Genomic DNA, 16,202 nt, shown 5'->3' with positions numbered 1-16,202 from the left:
TTTCCGGGGGTCCGGCCCGCTGCTTTTCCTTTGGCCGCGCGGTGTGAGCGGAGTTCATGCGCCGGTTGCGTGTCTTCGGCTCGGCTGCCGCTTACCGCGCCGCGCCGGTGACGATCCAGCGGCCGGAGCGGGCCCGCAGGGTGAGGGCGACGAGGCGGCTGACCATCATCAGGGCCATCGCCCACCACAGCGCCGTCAGGCCCTGGCCGAGGGCGGGCACGGCGAAGGCCGCCGGGGTGAAGACGGCCAGTGTCGCCAGCATCGACCAGGCCAGATACGGCCCGTCGCCCGCGCCCATCAGCACCCCGTCGAGGACGAAGACCACCCCGCAGACCGGCTGGGCGAGGGCGCCCACCAGCAGCGCGGACATCAGCGCGTTCCGAACCTGCGGGTCGGTGGTGAAGAGCGGCCCGATCAGCGGCCGGCCCGCCACGACCAGCACGCCCAGGGCGACCCCGCACACCACCCCCCACTCGATCATCCGCCGGCAGGCCGCTCGCGCGCCCTCGCCGTCGCCCGCACCCAGATAGCGCCCGATGATGGCCTGGCCGGCGATGGCGATGGCGTCCAGAGCGAAGGCCAGCAGCGACCAGACGGTGAGGATGATCTGATGGGCGGCGATCTGGTGGTCGCCGAGCCGGGCGGCGACGGCGGTGGCGATCAGTCCCACCGCGCGCAGGCTCACGGTGCGTACCAGCAGCGGGACGCCGGCCCTGGCGCACGCCCTGATCCCGGCGGCGTCCGGGCGCAGGAAGCTCCACCAGTCGCTTTCCGCCCCGTCGCCGCTCTGGCGGCGGATGCCGCGCACCACCACGGTGAGGTAGATCGCGGCCATGCCGTTCTGGGCGATCACCGTTCCCCAGGCGGAGCCGGCGATGCCGAGCCCGGCGCCGTAGACGAGGGTGGCGTTGAACGCCGCGTTGACGGTGAAGCCGCCGACGGCCACGGCGAGCGGCGTACGGGTGTCCTGGAGGCCGCGCAGCACCCCGGTGGCCGCCAGCACGACCAGCATCGCGGGGATCCCGAGCGCGCTGATCCGCAGATAGGTGATGGCGTAGGGGGCTGCCGTGCCGGAGGCGCCGAAGAGGTGGACCAGGGCGGGGGCGGCCGGCAGCACGATGGCGATCACCGCGGCGCCGATCAACAGGGCGAGCCAGATGCCGTCCACGCCTTGGCGCAGGGCGGCGGGGAGGTCGCCGGCGCCGACCCGGCGGGCGACCGCGGCGGTGGTCGCGTAGGCGAGGAAGACGAAGATGTTGACCGCGGTGGTGAGCAGGGCGGCGGCGACGCCGAGTCCGGCGAGTTGCGGGGTGCCGAGGTGGCCGACAACCGCGCTGTCCACCATGACGAAGAGCGGTTCGGCCACCAGGGCGCCGAAGGCGGGCAGCGCGAGGGCGACGATTTCCCGGTCGTGGCGACGCCGGACCGATCGCGCGCGGCGCGCCGGGGGCGCCGGGTCCTGCTGCTCGGGGGGTTCCACGACCGGATTCACAGGCACAGCTTAATCGTCCACAAGTAAGAGGTGAAGATGGAGTCGGGCTATTACGGATGACTGCGTAGAGTGATCTCCTCCGCGTTGTTTGTGGCGATCTTGATCCGGGCGAAAAAGTTTTTCTCCTGCACAGGCTATGGATGAGGAAAGGGCAGGTCGGGGCGGGTTTCGCTGGCTGATTGTCAGCTTGTCCACAGCACTGTCCCAAGGGCTGTACACAGGATCGGGGCAGTTCTCCACAGGTATGCGGCGACTGTCCACACCCCCTGTGGATAACGGGGTTGGTCAGGGTGCCCACTGGCCCTACCGTGGAGCCTCCCCGACGCACTCGACGCGCCCACGAGCCGAAGCCGGGTGGCGCGATGGTGGCAGTCGTGCCGTGAAAGAGTGGCACGCACGCGGGGTCCGGAAGGACCGGTCGGAGGGGAGGGAGTGACGGGAATGAGCCAACCCCGGATGAGCCAACCCGAGCCCTCCGACGACCGTTGGGACATCCCGACCGACGAGCCCGCGGCCGTCAGCCCCTTCCGCAAGAAGTCCGTGAACTCCGGGAACGACGACGGGCCGGGCGCCGGCCGCTTCACCGAGGGCGGCGGCGGCTTCGAGCGGGTCCCCCCGCAGGACCTCGACGCCGAACAGTCCGTGCTCGGCGGCATGCTGCTCTCCAAGGACGCCATCGCCGACGTGGTGGAGGTGCTCAAGGGCGCCGACTTCTACCGCCCCGCGCACGAGACCATCTACAACGCGATCCTCGACCTCTACGCCAAGGGCGAGCCGGCCGACCCCATCACCACCGCGGCCGAACTCACCAAGCGCGGTGAGATCGCCCGGGTCGGCGGCACCCCCTATCTGCACACCCTCGTCAACGCGGTGCCCACCGCCGCCAACGCCGAGTACTACGCGGAGATCGTCCACGAACGGGCGGTGCTGCGGCGGCTGGTGGAGGCCGGCACCCGCATCACCCAGATGGGGTACGCGGCCGACGGCGACGTCGACGACATCGTCAACAACGCGCAGGCGGAGATCTACGCGGTCACCGAGCAGCGCACGTCCGAGGACTATCTGCCGCTCGGCGACATCATGGAGGGCGCGCTCGACGAGATCGAGGCGATCGGCTCGCGCAGCGGCCAGATGTCCGGCGTCCCGACCGGCTTCACCGACCTGGACTCGCTCACCAACGGGCTGCACCCCGGTCAGATGATCGTCATCGCGGCCCGCCCCGCGATGGGCAAGTCGACGCTGGCGCTGGACTTCGCCCGCACCTGCTCGATCGCCAACAAGATGCCCAGCGTCATCTTCTCGCTGGAGATGGGGCGCAACGAGATCGCCATGCGCCTGCTCTCCGCCGAGGCCCGCGTCGCCCTGCACCACATGCGCTCCGGCACCATGACGGACGACGACTGGACCAAGGTGGCCCGACGGATGTCCGACGTCACCGAGGCGCCCCTCTACATCGACGACTCCCCGAACCTGTCGATGATGGAGATCCGCGCCAAGTGCCGCCGCCTCAAGCAGCGCAACGACCTGCGCCTGGTCGTCATCGACTACCTCCAGCTCATGCAGTCCGGCGGCTCCCGGCGCCCGGAGAGCCGCCAGCAGGAGGTCTCCGACATGTCCCGTAACCTCAAGCTCCTCGCCAAGGAGCTCGAGGTCCCGGTGATCGCCCTCAGCCAGCTCAACCGCGGTCCCGAACAGCGCACCGACAAGAAGCCGATGGTCTCCGACCTCCGCGAGTCCGGCTCCATCGAGCAGGACGCCGACATGGTGATCCTGCTGCACCGCGAGGACGCGTACGAGAAGGAGTCCCCCCGCGCCGGCGAGGCCGACCTCATCGTCGCCAAACACCGCAACGGCCCCACCGCCACGATCACCGTCGCCTTCCAGGGCCACTACAGCCGCTTCGTCGACATGGCCCAGACCTGAGGAATCGACGGCGTCCGCCTAGGCGGTGGGATCGCTCGTGTCTGAGGTCACGACCGTGATGTCTGCGGGGATCCGGGCCAAGTCGGTGGACTTAGGCGCACTCAAGGCCGAGGCTGGTGACGGCTGTCGGGACTGGTCAATCCCCGGGCTCGTCGCGCGGTGGACGCCGGGCGGACTCCAGTGCCCGCGCCAGCCGCTCCTGGGCGCGGCGGCGCACGCCCTCGCCGTCCAGCAGTTCCCGGGTCTCCTCGGAGGTGAGCGGCGCGGGCGGCGGCCAATGGTAGGTGAGCAGCGCGTAGAGGCCGCGGCAGGCGCGATCCTCGTCGGGGAACCGCTCCAGGATGCGTCGGACACCACGCTCCTGGACGCCGACCACCCACCCCCCACCCGCCTCTTCGAGGTAGAGACGGTCCGTCGGCCAGGGGCCGCCCGGCCGGTCGGCGATCTCGTACCGGGCGGCCGGCACCCCGGCCGCCCGCAGCTCCTCGTCCAGTTGGTGACGGTTCATGCACCGACCCCCGTGTGCCGGGAGGAATCAGTTGGCGCGCTCAAGGTTGCCACTACGTACCAGGGAGCTCACCGTCTTGCCCGTCTGCACAGTCGGGCAGTAGCTGCTGCCGGGCGTCACCGAGGTCACGTACTGCACCCCCTGGCCCGGCTGATCGAAGAAGGGTGCCACCGGACCCGCGCACACCACCGTGTCGGTCTTCACCCGGAAGAGGTGGTAGTTGTACGGGTAGCGCGGGTCCTCGGTGTTGAGGTTGCTCGGCGGGATGGAGCGCGCGCCGTACTTCGCGCCCGCCGGTGCGAGGAAGCTGCCGAACTCGTTGCCGAAGCGGTCGAGCAGTTCGCCGGGGTGGAGGGTGAGGGGCGCGGCGATGGCCTGGCCCGTGGTGTCGTGCGAGAAGCCGTCGTCGCTCGGGAACTTCCAGTTGCCCCGGCCCAGGTCGGCGGCGGGGTCCCAGTAGTGGTTGAGGAACTCCACCGGGGTGCCCGGGCCGAACCGGTCGTAGCCGTCGAGGATGCCGCCCAGGATTCCGGTGTGCGGCAGCACGGCCGGGCCGAACCGCCAGTCGTTGCACACGAAGGATGTCTGGGCGAAGGGATAGGGCGAGGGCACCAGCCCCAGGCACCGCGAGTCGTCGCGGCCCCCGTCCTTGATGCCTACGGCGACCGTGGTGTCCTGCGGGGCCTTGGCGTCCTTGGTGTCCTTGGCATCCTTCGGCCGGACACCCGCCGAGGTCGACACGGGGGCGGTCGCGGTGGTGGACAGGCGGTCCGAGGCGGATGCCCCCGCCGCCACGGCGGAGGACGTGGGCGTACCGACGAGCAGGGAGCCGGCCAGCCCAGCGGTCAGGGCCAGGGCAGCGGACAACCGACGGGATCTCACTGAGTACCTCCGCGGAAGACGGTCCTACGGGGCATCAGGTGACACCCTCTCTCATCACAGACCTATCAGCGGAAGAGGGGCAATCGCGGTTCGTCCGACCAGGTGCACAGGTCACTCGTTGAGCCCTGCGGCCGGTGACCGACCGACGGCCGGTGGCCCCGTGACCCACCCGCCCGGTGGCCGCGCCCGCCCGCCGCCCCGTATATGGGGGTGCCCCCGGCCTGGATGAGGCCGGGGGCACCGAGGGATGGGGGAGAGCCGGGGTCAGGAGGTCGTGGTCCAGACGAAGGTGACCGCCCCGGTGGAGCCGGTGGCGTTCTTGCCGGTGACGGTCACGGTGTATGTGCCCGACTTGGTGGCCGCGCCGGCGAAGTGCCCGGCGGGGCTGAAGGTGATGCCGGGCGGCAGACCGGTGGCCGTGTAGCTGAGGCCGGCCGCGTTCGGGTCGAAGGTCCAGTCCACGGCGGAGTGGAGCAGGCTGCTCATGCCGTATGGGTTGGGCAGCGACAGCGGCGCGGTGGCCGCTCCGGCCGCCTGACCGGTTGCCCGGCCGGCCGCCTTCGCAGCGGGCTGGCCGGCCGCCTTCGGAGTAGCCGCCCCCGCGACCTCCGCGGCCGCGTTGACGGTGGTCGGCACGGTAAGCGTCCCGGTCACCGGCAGGTTCCGCGAGGAGTCGCCGGCCAGGATCTGGTAGGTGCCGGCCGCGGTGGTCCAGTTGCTGGTGCCGGTGTTCCAGTACGCCAGGTCGTGCGTGCTGACCGTGAAGGTCAGCGTCTGCGCCTGCCCCGGGTTGAGCGTGACGCGCTGGTAGCCCCTGAGCTGGTGGACCGGCTCACCCGTGGCCGCCGGATCGCCGACGTAGAGCTGGGCGACATCCGTGCCGGCCCGCGACCCGGTGTTGGTCACCGTGACATGGACCGTGGCGTTGCCCCCGGAGAGCGCCCCCACCTGGAGGTTGCTGAAGCCGAAGGTGGTGTACGAGAGCCCGAAGCCGAACGGGAAGAGCGGCGTGATGTTCTTCGCGTCGTACCACTTGTAGCCGACGTTCAGCCCCTCGCTGTACTGGACCTGGCCGTTGGTGCCCGGCCACTGGGCGGGGGTGTTGGCCGGCACGTCGGCCAGCGACTTCGGGAAGGTGACGGGCAGCTTGCCGGACGGGTTGACGTCTCCGAAGATCAGCGCCGCCATCGCCGTGCCGATCTGCTGGCCCGGGTAGAAGCCCTCGAAGACGCCCGCGACCGAGTTGAGCCACGGCATGTTGATCGCCGAGTTGTTGTTGAGCACCACGATGGTGTGCGGGTTGGCCGCCGCCACCTGGGCGATCATGTCGTTCTGGCTGACCGTGCTGCCGCCGTTGTTGGGCAGGTCCAGCGTGGTGGTGTCGTGCTCCTCGTTGCCGTAGTTGTCGCTGGCGAAGACGATCGCCACATCGGAGCCGCGGGCCAGGGTGACCGCGGAACTCAGGTTGGTGGCGTCGTTGTACTGCACGGTGGTGCCGGTGCCCGCCACCCGGTTCTGGATGCCGGTGATCGGCCACACCGTTCCCGAACTGGTCACGGTGGCGCTACCGCCGCCGATGGACTGCACACCCGCGCCGCCGTCCCAGCCGATCACCGCGATCGAGTGGGTGGTGGCGGTGGACAGCGGCAGGATGCCGTTGTTCTTCAGCAGCACCGTGCCCTCTTCGGCCCCCTGGAGGGCCACCTGGACATGGGCCGGAGTGGTGACGGTGGCGTCGTGCGAACCGCTGGACGCCTTGTCGAAGAGGCCGAAGGCGAAGAACTGGGTCAGCAGCCGGCTCACCATGGTGTTGAGCGTGGTCTGGCTGACCGTGCCGTTGGCCACCGCCTGGGCGAGGAAGTCGGCGTAGAAGTATCCGTTGGGCATCTCCACCGTCAGACCCGCGTTGGCCGACTCGACCGTGGAGTGGGTGCCGCCCCAGTCGCTGGTGACGAAGCCGCCGAAGTTCGCCTGCTGGTAGAGGCCGGTGTTGAGCAGATCCGGGTTCTGGCAGGCCGGCACGCTGTTGACGATGCTGTACGCGCACATCGCCGCGGCCGGTGAGCCCTGCTGGATCGCGGCCTGGAAGGCCGGCAGGTAGAGCTCCTGCATCGTCCGCTTGTCGACGATGACCGTGCCCGCGGGGTTCTCGATGTTGTAGACGGCCACATGCTTCATCTCGGCCATCACCCCTTGGCTCTGGATGCCCCGGATGTCCGCGGCGGCCAGCCGGCCGTTGAGGTAGGGGTCCTCGCTGAAGCTCTCGAAGGAGCGGCCCCAGCGCGGGTCCCGCACGATGTTCAGCGTCGGGCCGAGCGCCACCTGGACGCCCTTGCCGGCGAACTCGGCGCCGATCGCCGCGCCGTACTGCTGCTCCAGCGTGTCGTCGAAGGTGGCCGCCGACGCGTTGCCCGAGGGCATCTGGGTGACCCCGCCGACGCCGTCACCCACACCGGCCGGGCCGTCCTGGAGGCCGATGTTGGGGATGCACAGGGAGGGGATGCCGGTGATGTTGCCGATGTACGGTGTGGCGCTGTTGTTGCCGTGCAGGATCGAGACCTTCTGCGCGGTGGTCATCTGGGCCATGACCTGCGAGACACGGGTGGCGACCGGCGCGGTCGAACCGACCCACGGGCAGCTTCCGTTGCCGCCGCCGGGCGGGGGCGAGGTGCTGGTGCCGCCCGGGGTCAGCACGGTGAACTCCCAGAGCGAGTAGCCATACGCGGTGGCCCGTGCCGTGCCGTACATCCGCACATAGCGGCCGGTGGCGTTGAAGGAGAGGTTCTCCACGCCGCCCGGGCCGATGGTGGTCGAGTAGACGGTGTTCCACGTGGAACCGTTGTCCGAGACCTGGATCTGGTACGCCTTCGCGTACGCGGTCTCCCAGGTCAACTGGGCGCCGCACAGGGTCTGTGAGGAGCCGAGGTCCACCTGGACCCACTGTGGGTCGGACGCCGTGCTCGACCACCGGGTGCCGGCGTTGCCGTCGAAGGCCGCCGACGCGGGGGTGCCGGCGTTCTCCGTCGAGGACGCGGTGGCGGGCTTGCCGAGCGCCGCGGTGGTGGTGGCGCAGGTGGTTGGCGTGGTACCGCCGCCGGAGCCGCCGTAGACCTGGAACTCCCAGAGCGAGTAGCCCCACTGGGTGGCCCGCTGGGTTCCGTAGAAACGGACGTAACGACCCGTGCCGGAGACATTGAGGGTCTGGATGCCGCCGGTGCCGGTGGTCGTGCTGTAGATGTCCGTCCAGGTGGCGGCGTCGGCGGAGGTCTGGATCTTGAACGCCGTGCCGTAGGCCGTCTCCCAGTTGAGGACCACCTGGGTGATCGACTGGCTCGACCCGAGGTCGACCTGGAGCCACTGGGGGTCGGACGCGGTGCTCGACCACCGGGTACCGGTGTTGCCGTCCACCGCGGCGCTCGCGGTGAAGGCGTCCTGGACGGAGGACGCGGTGGCCGGCTTGCCCTGCGAGAGCAGGACCGGGGTCGCGGCGTGCGAGGAGGTCGGCATCAGCGAGAGATACGCCGAGGCGATCAGTACCAGGGCGAGCAGCACGATGCCCTGGGGAGATCGGAAACGTTTACGGACGATGGAGAGCCCAAGTGGGGTGACCCTCATGTGTGCTCCTACAGGTCGGGATCCGGCTCATAGAGGTGGGGGAACCGATACCGCGACAGGTGCGCCGCGGCTGTTGCGGTGAAGCGGTGGCCGCCGGGCACCCTGGACTGAGAGCGCTCTCTGGCCGAGGGGATGTCTACGCCCGCCCCCAAGTGGTGTCAACACTTTCAACCAGCAGTGGGCGGTGGGATTTTCCGGTGCCCGGGATACGGTCGTGGCGGCCGCGCCGAGCCGTGGCGGCCGAGAAGGAACCGCCGATCGAGAGGTGTACGACGCGTGACCGCCGAGTCAGGGCCCGTTCCACCCGCTTCACCGCTTTCGTCCCGCCCGATTCCGCCGGACGCGGCCGAAGTCCCGCTCGCAGAGGAGCTGTTGCCGGCCACCCGGCGCGCGCTGGCGCACCGGATCGCGGTGGGCCAGTCCGAAGGCCGCACCCCCTCGCTCGTCGGCGCGGTGGTACGGGACGGCCGGCTGGTGTGGACCGGGTCGAGCAGCATGATCGAGGGGCACGCGCCGGACGCGGACACGCAGTACCGGATCGGCTCGCTGACCAAGACCTTTGTGGCCGTCCTGGTGCTGCGGCTGCGGGACGAGGGGCTGCTGGCGCTCGGCGACCCGCTGGCCCGGCACCTGCCCCCCTCCGTCGACGTGGACGAGGCGGTCGGCGCGCTGACGATCGGGCAACTGCTCAGCCACACCTCGGGGTTGGCCTCCGAGACCCCGGGCCCGTGGTGGGAACGCACCCCGGGGGAGCTGCGGCCCGAGGTGGCCGACCTCCTGGGTCCGGCGCCGGTCAAGCATCGCGCGGGAAGCCGCTACCACTACTCCAATCCCGGGTTCGCCCTGCTCGGCGCCGTGGTGGAGCGGCTGCGGGGCAGGCCGTGGGACGACGTACTGCGCGCCGAGGTGCTCGAACCGCTGGGTATGCGCCGTACGACACCGCTGCCGCGGGCACCGGCCGCCGGCGGTTTCGCCGTCCATCCGTGGGCCGATGTGATGCGCCCCGAGACCGTCGTGGAAACCGGGCGGATGGCGCCGGCCGGCCAGTTGTGGTCCACCGCCGAGGATCTGGCGCGGTGGGCCGCCTTCCTCGCCGCCGGCGACGAGCGGGTCCTCGCACCGGCCACCGTGGAGGCGATACGGCTGCCGGCCGCGCCGCCCGAGGCCACCGACCCGGACGGCGGCTACGGCCTCGGTTTGCAGTTGTGGCAGCGGGACGGCCGCTCGCTCGCCGGTCACACCGGATCGATGCCGGGCTTCCTGGCCGCGCTGTGGGTGAGCGTCGAGGACGGGGTGGGCGCGCTGGCGCTGGCCAACTGCACATCGGGCCCCGCCGTGAGCGAGATCGCCGCCGATCTGCTGGCCATCACCGCGGCTGCCGAGCCCGGGTTCCCCACGCCCTGGCGTCCCGCCGATGCCCTCGATCCCGCGGTGCTGGACCTGGCCGGAATCTGGCACTGGGGGACGACCCCCTTCGCGCTCCGGCTCCGATCGGGCGGCGAGCTGCGGCTCGGCCCGCTGAACGGCGCCGGTCGGGGATCACAGTTCCACGTGGAACACGGCGGTACCTGGACCGGTCGCGAGGGATACTTCGCGGGCGAGACGCTGCGGGCGGTGCGCCGGGAGGACGGCTCGGTCAGCCATCTCGACCTGGGCTCCTTCGTGTTCACCCGGGAACCCTACGATGCGGCGGCTCCACTGCCCGGGGGATTTCCGGGCTGGCCGGACCGCTGACGGGCTGACGGGCTGGCCGGACCGCTGACCCGCCGCCGGCCCACCCGCGGGGCGATCACGCTGCGTGTTCCACGTGGAACAATGCGCACGCGCGACGGATAGTACGCGAACCTGCGCACCGGACGGAGGTCCTTCGGGCTATTCGTCCGGTGCGACTGCCGGGCATGTCACGCTCGCCCATCATGGACGCCAAGCCTCCGTCGCCGGATGCCTTCCTGATCCGGCGCACGCTACAGGAGATCGCACCCGTCGCGGACAAGGCGACTTCGTATTTCTACGCCCTGCTCTTCGTCCGCCATCCCGAGTTGCGGGAGATGTTCCCTCCCGCCATGGACGCCCAGCGCGACCGTCTGCTGAAGGCGCTGCTCACCGCGGCGGAGCGGATGGACGCCCCGCTCGCGCTCACCGCGTACCTGTCCGCCTTGGGCCGGGGCCACCGTAAGTACGGCACCCGGCCCGAGCACTATCCGGCCGTCGGCGAGGCGCTGATCGGCGCGCTCTCCCGCTACGCGGCCCCGCTGTGGACCCCGCAGACCGAGGCCGCGTGGGTACGGACGTACACCGTGATCTCACAGATCATGATCGACGCGGCGGCGGCCGACGAGCGGACCGCGCCCCCCTGGTGGCAGGCGGAGATCGTCGGGGTCGAGCGCCGCACCTCCAACGTCGCCGTGATCACCCTGCGGCCGGACCAGCCCTATCCGTTTCTCGCCGGGCAGTACACCACCGTCGAGACACCGTGGTGGCCCCGGGTGTGGCGGCACTACTCCTTCGCCGCCGCGCCCCGCGACGACGGGCTGCTGGTCTTTCATATTCGGGCGATCCCGGCCGGCTGGGTGAGCAATGCCCTCGTCAACCGGGCCGCTCCCGGCCATGTGATCAGGCTCGGGCCGCCGGCCGGCTCGATGACGGTCGACCACGACACCGACGACGGCCTGCTCTGTCTCGGCGGCGGCACCGGTATCGCCCCGATCAAGGCGCTGGTCGAGGACGTGGTCCGGCACGGCCGCAGCCGTGACGTCGAGGTCTTCTACGGGGCCCGGCATCAGTGCGACCTCTACGACCTGGACACGCTGACCGAGCTGCAACGCGAGAACTCCTGGCTGTCGGTGCGCACGGTGGTGTCGGACACCCCGTCCGACGCGCTGACCGGGCCGCTGCCCGACGCGGTGGCGCACTGCGGTCCCTGGGAGAAGTACGACGCGTATCTCTCCGGGCCGCCGGGGATGGTCCGCAGCAGCGTGGACACCTTGGTGCGGAGCGGGATGCCGGCCCACCGGATACGCCACGACGACCTGGAGCAGGGGCCGTTGGTGACCGCCCTGGACTGAGGCCCCGCCCCGCCGCCCCGCCGCCGCATCGCCCTGTTGCCGTCCCGTCGCCCCCGCCGTCCCGCTGCCGCGTCGCCGCCGCCCTGCCGCTCCGATCAGCGCAGGTCCCGGCCGAGCAGCCCCAGCACGCCCTCGATGTTCGCGTCCAGGTAGTGGCGCAGCGTCAGCGGGACGATGTCCACCGAGGCGAGGCCCAGTCTGGTGAACGGCACCCGCACCACGTCGTACTCGCCGACCGGTTGCTCGACCTCCGGGCCGTGCCGCCGGGAGAGGTCCATCGACTCCAGCCGGCACACGAAGAAGTACTGCACCTTCACCCCGTGCGAGCCGTCGTCCGCGATGTGCTCGGTGGTGTCGACGAAGGCGGGGACGGCGTCGCTGACCTTGCCGCCCAACTCCTCGTCGATCTCTCGGTCGAGCGCGGCCAGGATGTTCGGGTCGGAGGTCTCCACGCCGCCGCCGGGGGTGAGCCAGTAGGGGGCGATGCCGGGCTTGGTGCGCCGGATCAGGATCAGCCGGTCACCGTCGATGATGATGGCGCGGGCGGTGCGCTTGACCACCGGGCGGGTGGCGGCGCCGGCAGGGGTGTGCGGATGCATGCCTGAAATGTGCCGCGAGGGCGCCGGGGGCAAACGTGCCGGCGGCGGGGAATCGCGGCCTTCGCCCGCTTCCCCGCCGCCCACCACTCCGCCTCGCCCCGGAGTACGCCCGGCCGCCCATCCGTAAGCTCATCCGTAAGCTCGCCCGGCCGCTCAGCCGGCCGCCTCGTCGAGCGCCCGCAGCACGTCCGCCACGATGTCCTGCGGATCCTCCACACCCACCGAGAAGCGGATGAAGCCGGGCGCCACGGCGTCGCCGCCCCAGCGGGCCCGGCGTTCCGCGGTGCACTGCACACTGCCGAAGCTGGTCGCCTCCGCGGTGAGCCGCAACGCCGCCAGGAAGCGCTCGGCGTGCGCCTGGTCGGGCAGGGTGAACGACACCACACTGCCGAACCGCCGCATCTGGGCCGCCGCCACCTGGTGCGCGGGGTCCGACGGCAGCCCCGGGTGCCGTAGACCCGTCACCTCGGGCCGCTCCAGCAGCGCGTTCGCCAGCGCCAGCGCGTTGCCCGCCTGCCGGTCCACCCGCAGCGCGAGCGTGGCCAGCGAGCGGTGGGCCAGCCACGCCTCCATCGGGCCCGGGATCGCGCCCACGGTCTTGCGCCACTTCCGCACCCCCGCGGTCAGTTCGGGGTCCCGGGTGCTGACGTAGCCGAGCAGCAGATCGCCGTGCCCGGTCAGCGCCTTGGTGCCGCTGGCGACCGAGAAGTCCGCGCCGAGGTCGAGCGGGCGCTGGCCGAGCGGGGTCGCCAGGGTGTTGTCGACGGCGACGAGGGCACCCGCCGCGTGGGCGGCGTCGGCCAGTCGCCGGACATCGCACACGTCCAGCTCGGGGTTGGACGGGGTCTCCAGCCACAGCAGCCGGGCGCCGTCGAGCGCGTCGAGCTGCGCGTCACCGGCGGTGGGGGCCAGGCGCACCTGGACGCCGTACGACTCCAGGCGTTCCTGGAGCGAACGGGTCGCCTGGTAGCTGTCCGAAGGGAGGACGACGACCTGCCCGGCGCGTACCTGCGACAGCAGCACGGCCGCGATCGCGCCCATTCCCGAGGCGAAGGCCAGCGTCGTCACGGCCGGGTCGCCGGGCGCCTCCAGCTCGGAGATCGCCTGCTCCAGCCGCTCCCAGGTCGGGTTCTCGTCGCGGCCGTAGGTGTACGGTCCGGCCGCCTCGCCCGGCAGATGGTAGTGCGAGACGAAGACCGGCCCCGGCAGCGACGGCTGGTAGGCGGTGGCCGGCGGCCGGCCGGCGTGCACGCTGCGGGTGCTGTCCCCCCGGTCGCCGATCCGGTCGTCTCCCATCGGCGTCCCCCCGATCCCGGCGTTCACTCGTCGTCCGGGAGAACGACGTGCAGAGCCCACGACACGACGCTGACGATCAGGCCGCCGAGGACCGCGATCCAGAAGCCGTGCACATGGAAGTCGAGGTCGAGCTTGCCCGCGAGCCACGAGGTCAGCAGCAGCATCAGGGCGTTCACCACCAGGGTGATCAGGCCCAGGGTCAGGATGAACAGCGGGAAGGAGAGTACCTGCACGACCGGCTTCACCAGCCAGTTGACGACGCCGAAGAGCAGGGCGACGAGGATCAGGCTCAGGACCTTGCGCGTGGTCGAGCCACCGCTGAGCGTGATGTCCTTGATCAACCATATGGCGACGCCGAGCGCCCCGGCGTTGGCCAGGGTCTTGACGATGAAATTCTTCATGGGTGTGATCGTCGCAGACGCGATCGGCCGGGCAAGAGACCGGACAGAACCGTAGTGGGATCGGGACGTCCCGGTCGGTACCGTGTGGAAACCGCGGAAACGTTGGAAACGGCGGAAACCATGGGAATGGCGGAGGAGTGGCGATGAAGGTGTTCCGGCTGGATGACCTGGACGCGGAGCGGGCGGCCAATCAAGGCGCCTACCTGCGCTTCCTGAAGGAGCGCACGATGTCCGCCGGGCTGTACGCGCTCAAGGCGGGCGACACCGATCCGCAAGGCCCCCACGACCAGGACGAGATCTACCTGGTGGTCAGCGGCCGGGCCGCGATCACCGTGGGGGAGGAGACCACCGCGGTCGCCCGGGGCAGCGTGGTGTACGTGCCGGCCGGGACACCGCATCGCTTCCACCACATCAGCGAGGATCTCCGGGTCATGGTGGTCTTCTCGCCGCCGGAACCCTAAGGGTCGGTTCAGGGTCCTATCCGGTCCCCGATCCCGCCGCGGCGGACCTGGGTGGCTTTACAGTCGAAGCAGTGCGGTACTCCGGGTACTCCGGCTTCTCGGGGGTACCACGGAGCATTCGAAAAGCACCGGCGGAAGGCCGTCCGGGAACGCGCAGCGACCTAGGAGTGTTGAGACGGTCATGGAGAAGCTGTTCAAGAGCCTGCCCTGGTGGGTGAAGTGGGTCGGCATCCCGATCATCGCCCTGGTGGTGTTCGGCTCGCTCATCGCCAGCCTGGTGAGCATCGTCGTGGGTCTGCTCTTCAAGGTGCTGGTCTTCGTCATCCTGGTCAGCGCGCTGGTGTTCGTGGTGAAGCGGGTCACATCGGGCGGGTCGGGGTCCAAGAGGCGCGACTGGTGAACCGGCCGGCGGGCGGATCACTTCGCCCGGCGGTGACCGTGGGCCGGCCGGGCGGCGCCGGCCTCGGCGGTGACCGGGCCAGCGGCGTCACGCCGGTCCTTGCCGCCACGGCCTGAGTGCCGGTCCGCGCTGACCACGAGTGCCGCGAGCACGGTGGTCAGCGGTACGGACGCCACCAGACCGATACTGCCGACCAGGGTACGGACGATCTCCTCCGCGACGAGTTCGCTGTCGGCGACCCGCAAGACCCCGCTGCGCGCGATGGAGAAGAGCAGCAGCAGCGGAAGCGCGGCCCCGGCGTACGCCATCACCAGGGTGTTCACCACCGAGGCGATGTGGTCCCGGCCGATGCGCATCCCGGCCCGGTAGAGCTCGCGCCAGTTGGCGCCCGGGTCGGCGGCCCGCAGTTCCCACACGGCGGCGGTCTGGGTGACCGTGACATCGTCCAGCACCCCGAGCGAACCGATGATCACCCCGGCGAGCAGTACGCCCTTGATCTGGATGCCCGGGTAGAGGCTGTGGATCACACCGGTCTCGTCCGAGGTGTTGCCTGTCAGACGGGCCCACGAGATGAAGACCGAGCCCAGCACACCGATCAGGAACAGCGAGCAGAGCGTGCCGAGGACCGCCACCGAGGTGCGGGCATTGAGTCCGTGGCAGAGGTAGAGCGCGATCAGCATCATCGCGCTGCCGCCCACGACCGCGACCAGCAGCGGGTTGTCGCCGTGCAGGATCGCCGGGAGGACGAAGAGCGTCAGGACCGCGAAGGAGATGACCAGCGCGATCAGGGCGGTCAGGCCGCGCAGGCGGCCGACGAGGACGACCGCGAGGGCGAAGATCCCGGCGAGCAGCGCGATCGGCAGGCCCCGGTCCACGTCGGTGACCGAGTAGCGCAGTCCTGGCGGGGCGTAGGGGGCGTACGCGAGGACCACGCCCTCACCCTTGGTGTAGCGGCGTGTCTGGTCGGGCTGGACGACCTCGGTGAAGGTGGTCCCTTTGTCGGGCCCCGCCGTGACCTCGATGGTCGCCTTCTGGCAGGCGTCATCCTTGGCACCGCTCGCCGCGCCGGCCCTTGACGGACCACTCGACGCATCACCCGACGAGCCGTCCGATCCTCCGCCGAAGGAGCCGGGACCCGACGGCGCCGCCCCGGCCGCCTTGCACGAGACGTTCACGAGCCGGGCCACCGTGCCGCCGCGCGTCTGCTGGTCGAAACCGACGCCGGTACGGGCGTGGCCCGGCGCGCCGCCCGGCCACAGCAGGATCAGCCCGGCGAGCACCGCAGCGGCGAACGGCACCAGGATCGCGGCGATGACCTTGCGGAGATGGCGCGAGGCCGGCGGCACCGGACCGTGTCCATGTCCATGGCCATGCGCGTGGCCGTGGCCACGCCCATGGCCATGACCGTCACCCTGACCGGGCACCTGTCCCGTTTCCGGCACGGAGCGCCGGCCACGGTCCGGGTCGGGCCCCGCGCCGTGGCCGTCCGGCTGCGCCTGGCGGGAGTCCACAGCCCCGATCATCGCAAACCACCCTGGTGCGTGTCGGCAGCCAACCGTT

Annotated in this window: 13 protein-coding genes; 5 read left to right on the top strand and 8 right to left on the bottom strand. The window is 70.9% G+C overall.

Annotation, left to right across the window (positions count from 1 at the left end; all coding sequences use genetic code 11):
* Positions 1-91: 91 nt before the first annotated feature.
* Positions 92-1,480 (bottom strand): MATE family efflux transporter, encoded by a 1,389-nt coding sequence (locus OG519_RS16705; protein WP_405592775.1) that lies wholly within the window; start codon positions 1,478-1,480, stop codon positions 92-94.
* Between the two features lie 468 nt (positions 1,481-1,948).
* Here OG519_RS16705 and dnaB point away from each other — a divergent pair, with 468 nt between their 5' ends.
* Positions 1,949-3,415, top strand: a complete 1,467-nt coding sequence (dnaB, locus tag OG519_RS16700; RefSeq protein WP_405584101.1) for a replicative DNA helicase — start codon at positions 1,949-1,951, stop codon at positions 3,413-3,415.
* A gap of 136 nt (positions 3,416-3,551) precedes the next feature.
* Here the strand turns inward: dnaB and OG519_RS16695 are convergent, their stop codons facing one another.
* The 3 genes from OG519_RS16695 to OG519_RS16685 all read right to left on the bottom strand — a co-directional run bounded on the left by OG519_RS16695 (position 3,552) and on the right by OG519_RS16685 (position 8,420).
* Positions 3,552-3,923 (bottom strand): hypothetical protein, encoded by a 372-nt coding sequence (locus OG519_RS16695; RefSeq protein ID WP_405584098.1) that lies wholly within the window; start codon positions 3,921-3,923, stop codon positions 3,552-3,554.
* A 27-nt stretch (positions 3,924-3,950) separates the two neighbouring features.
* Positions 3,951-4,790: a TNT domain-containing protein gene (locus OG519_RS16690; RefSeq protein ID WP_405584095.1), complete on the bottom strand. Its 840-nt coding sequence runs from the start codon at positions 4,788-4,790 to the stop codon at positions 3,951-3,953.
* Positions 4,791-5,069: 279 nt separating this feature from the next.
* Complete coding sequence (locus tag OG519_RS16685) at positions 5,070-8,420, bottom strand: discoidin domain-containing protein (protein ID WP_405584093.1); 3,351 nt, start codon at positions 8,418-8,420, stop codon at positions 5,070-5,072.
* Positions 8,421-8,792: 372 nt separating this feature from the next.
* Here OG519_RS16685 and OG519_RS16680 point away from each other — a divergent pair, with 372 nt between their 5' ends.
* Both OG519_RS16680 and OG519_RS16675 read left to right on the top strand, forming a co-directional pair.
* On the top strand, positions 8,793-10,154 hold the full coding sequence (locus OG519_RS16680) for a serine hydrolase domain-containing protein (protein WP_405584090.1): 1,362 nt from the start codon (positions 8,793-8,795) through the stop codon (positions 10,152-10,154).
* Positions 10,155-10,318: 164 nt separating this feature from the next.
* The gene (locus OG519_RS16675; RefSeq protein WP_405584087.1) at positions 10,319-11,485 is read left to right on the top strand and encodes a globin domain-containing protein; all 1,167 of its coding nucleotides are present in this window, start codon (positions 10,319-10,321) and stop codon (positions 11,483-11,485) included.
* 95 nt (positions 11,486-11,580) lie between these two features.
* Here OG519_RS16675 and OG519_RS16670 read toward each other — a convergent pair whose 3' ends face one another.
* The 3 genes from OG519_RS16670 to OG519_RS16660 form a co-directional block, all read right to left on the bottom strand.
* Positions 11,581-12,084: an NUDIX domain-containing protein gene (locus tag OG519_RS16670; RefSeq protein WP_405584084.1), complete on the bottom strand. Its 504-nt coding sequence runs from the start codon at positions 12,082-12,084 to the stop codon at positions 11,581-11,583.
* 153 nt (positions 12,085-12,237) lie between these two features.
* Positions 12,238-13,380, bottom strand: coding sequence for a cystathionine gamma-lyase (locus tag OG519_RS16665; protein WP_405584081.1), 1,143 nt, complete (start codon positions 13,378-13,380; stop codon positions 12,238-12,240).
* A gap of 23 nt (positions 13,381-13,403) precedes the next feature.
* Positions 13,404-13,781, bottom strand: a complete 378-nt coding sequence (locus OG519_RS16660) for a phage holin family protein (RefSeq protein ID WP_405584078.1) — start codon at positions 13,779-13,781, stop codon at positions 13,404-13,406.
* 143 nt (positions 13,782-13,924) lie between these two features.
* Between OG519_RS16660 and OG519_RS16655 the strand changes: the two genes are divergently transcribed.
* Both OG519_RS16655 and OG519_RS16650 read left to right on the top strand, forming a co-directional pair.
* Complete coding sequence (locus OG519_RS16655) at positions 13,925-14,242, top strand: cupin domain-containing protein (protein WP_405584075.1); 318 nt, start codon at positions 13,925-13,927, stop codon at positions 14,240-14,242.
* Positions 14,243-14,423: 181 nt separating this feature from the next.
* Positions 14,424-14,642: a DUF5326 family protein gene (locus OG519_RS16650; RefSeq protein ID WP_405584072.1), complete on the top strand. Its 219-nt coding sequence runs from the start codon at positions 14,424-14,426 to the stop codon at positions 14,640-14,642.
* Positions 14,643-14,659: 17 nt separating this feature from the next.
* On the opposite strand, the gene OG519_RS16645 is transcribed toward OG519_RS16650, so the two are convergent.
* Positions 14,660-16,165 carry a YibE/F family protein gene (locus OG519_RS16645; RefSeq protein ID WP_405584070.1) on the bottom strand — a complete coding sequence of 502 codons (1,506 nt, stop codon included), beginning with the start codon at positions 16,163-16,165 and terminating at the stop codon, positions 14,660-14,662.
* Positions 16,166-16,202 lie beyond the last annotated feature (37 nt).

The organism is Streptomyces sp. NBC_01190, from assembly GCF_045039895.1.
Taxonomy (GTDB): Bacteria; Actinomycetota; Actinomycetes; order Streptomycetales; family Streptomycetaceae; genus Actinacidiphila.
The sequence above is the reverse complement of the archived record's forward strand: the minus strand, read 5'-3'. Positions and strand labels throughout refer to the sequence as shown.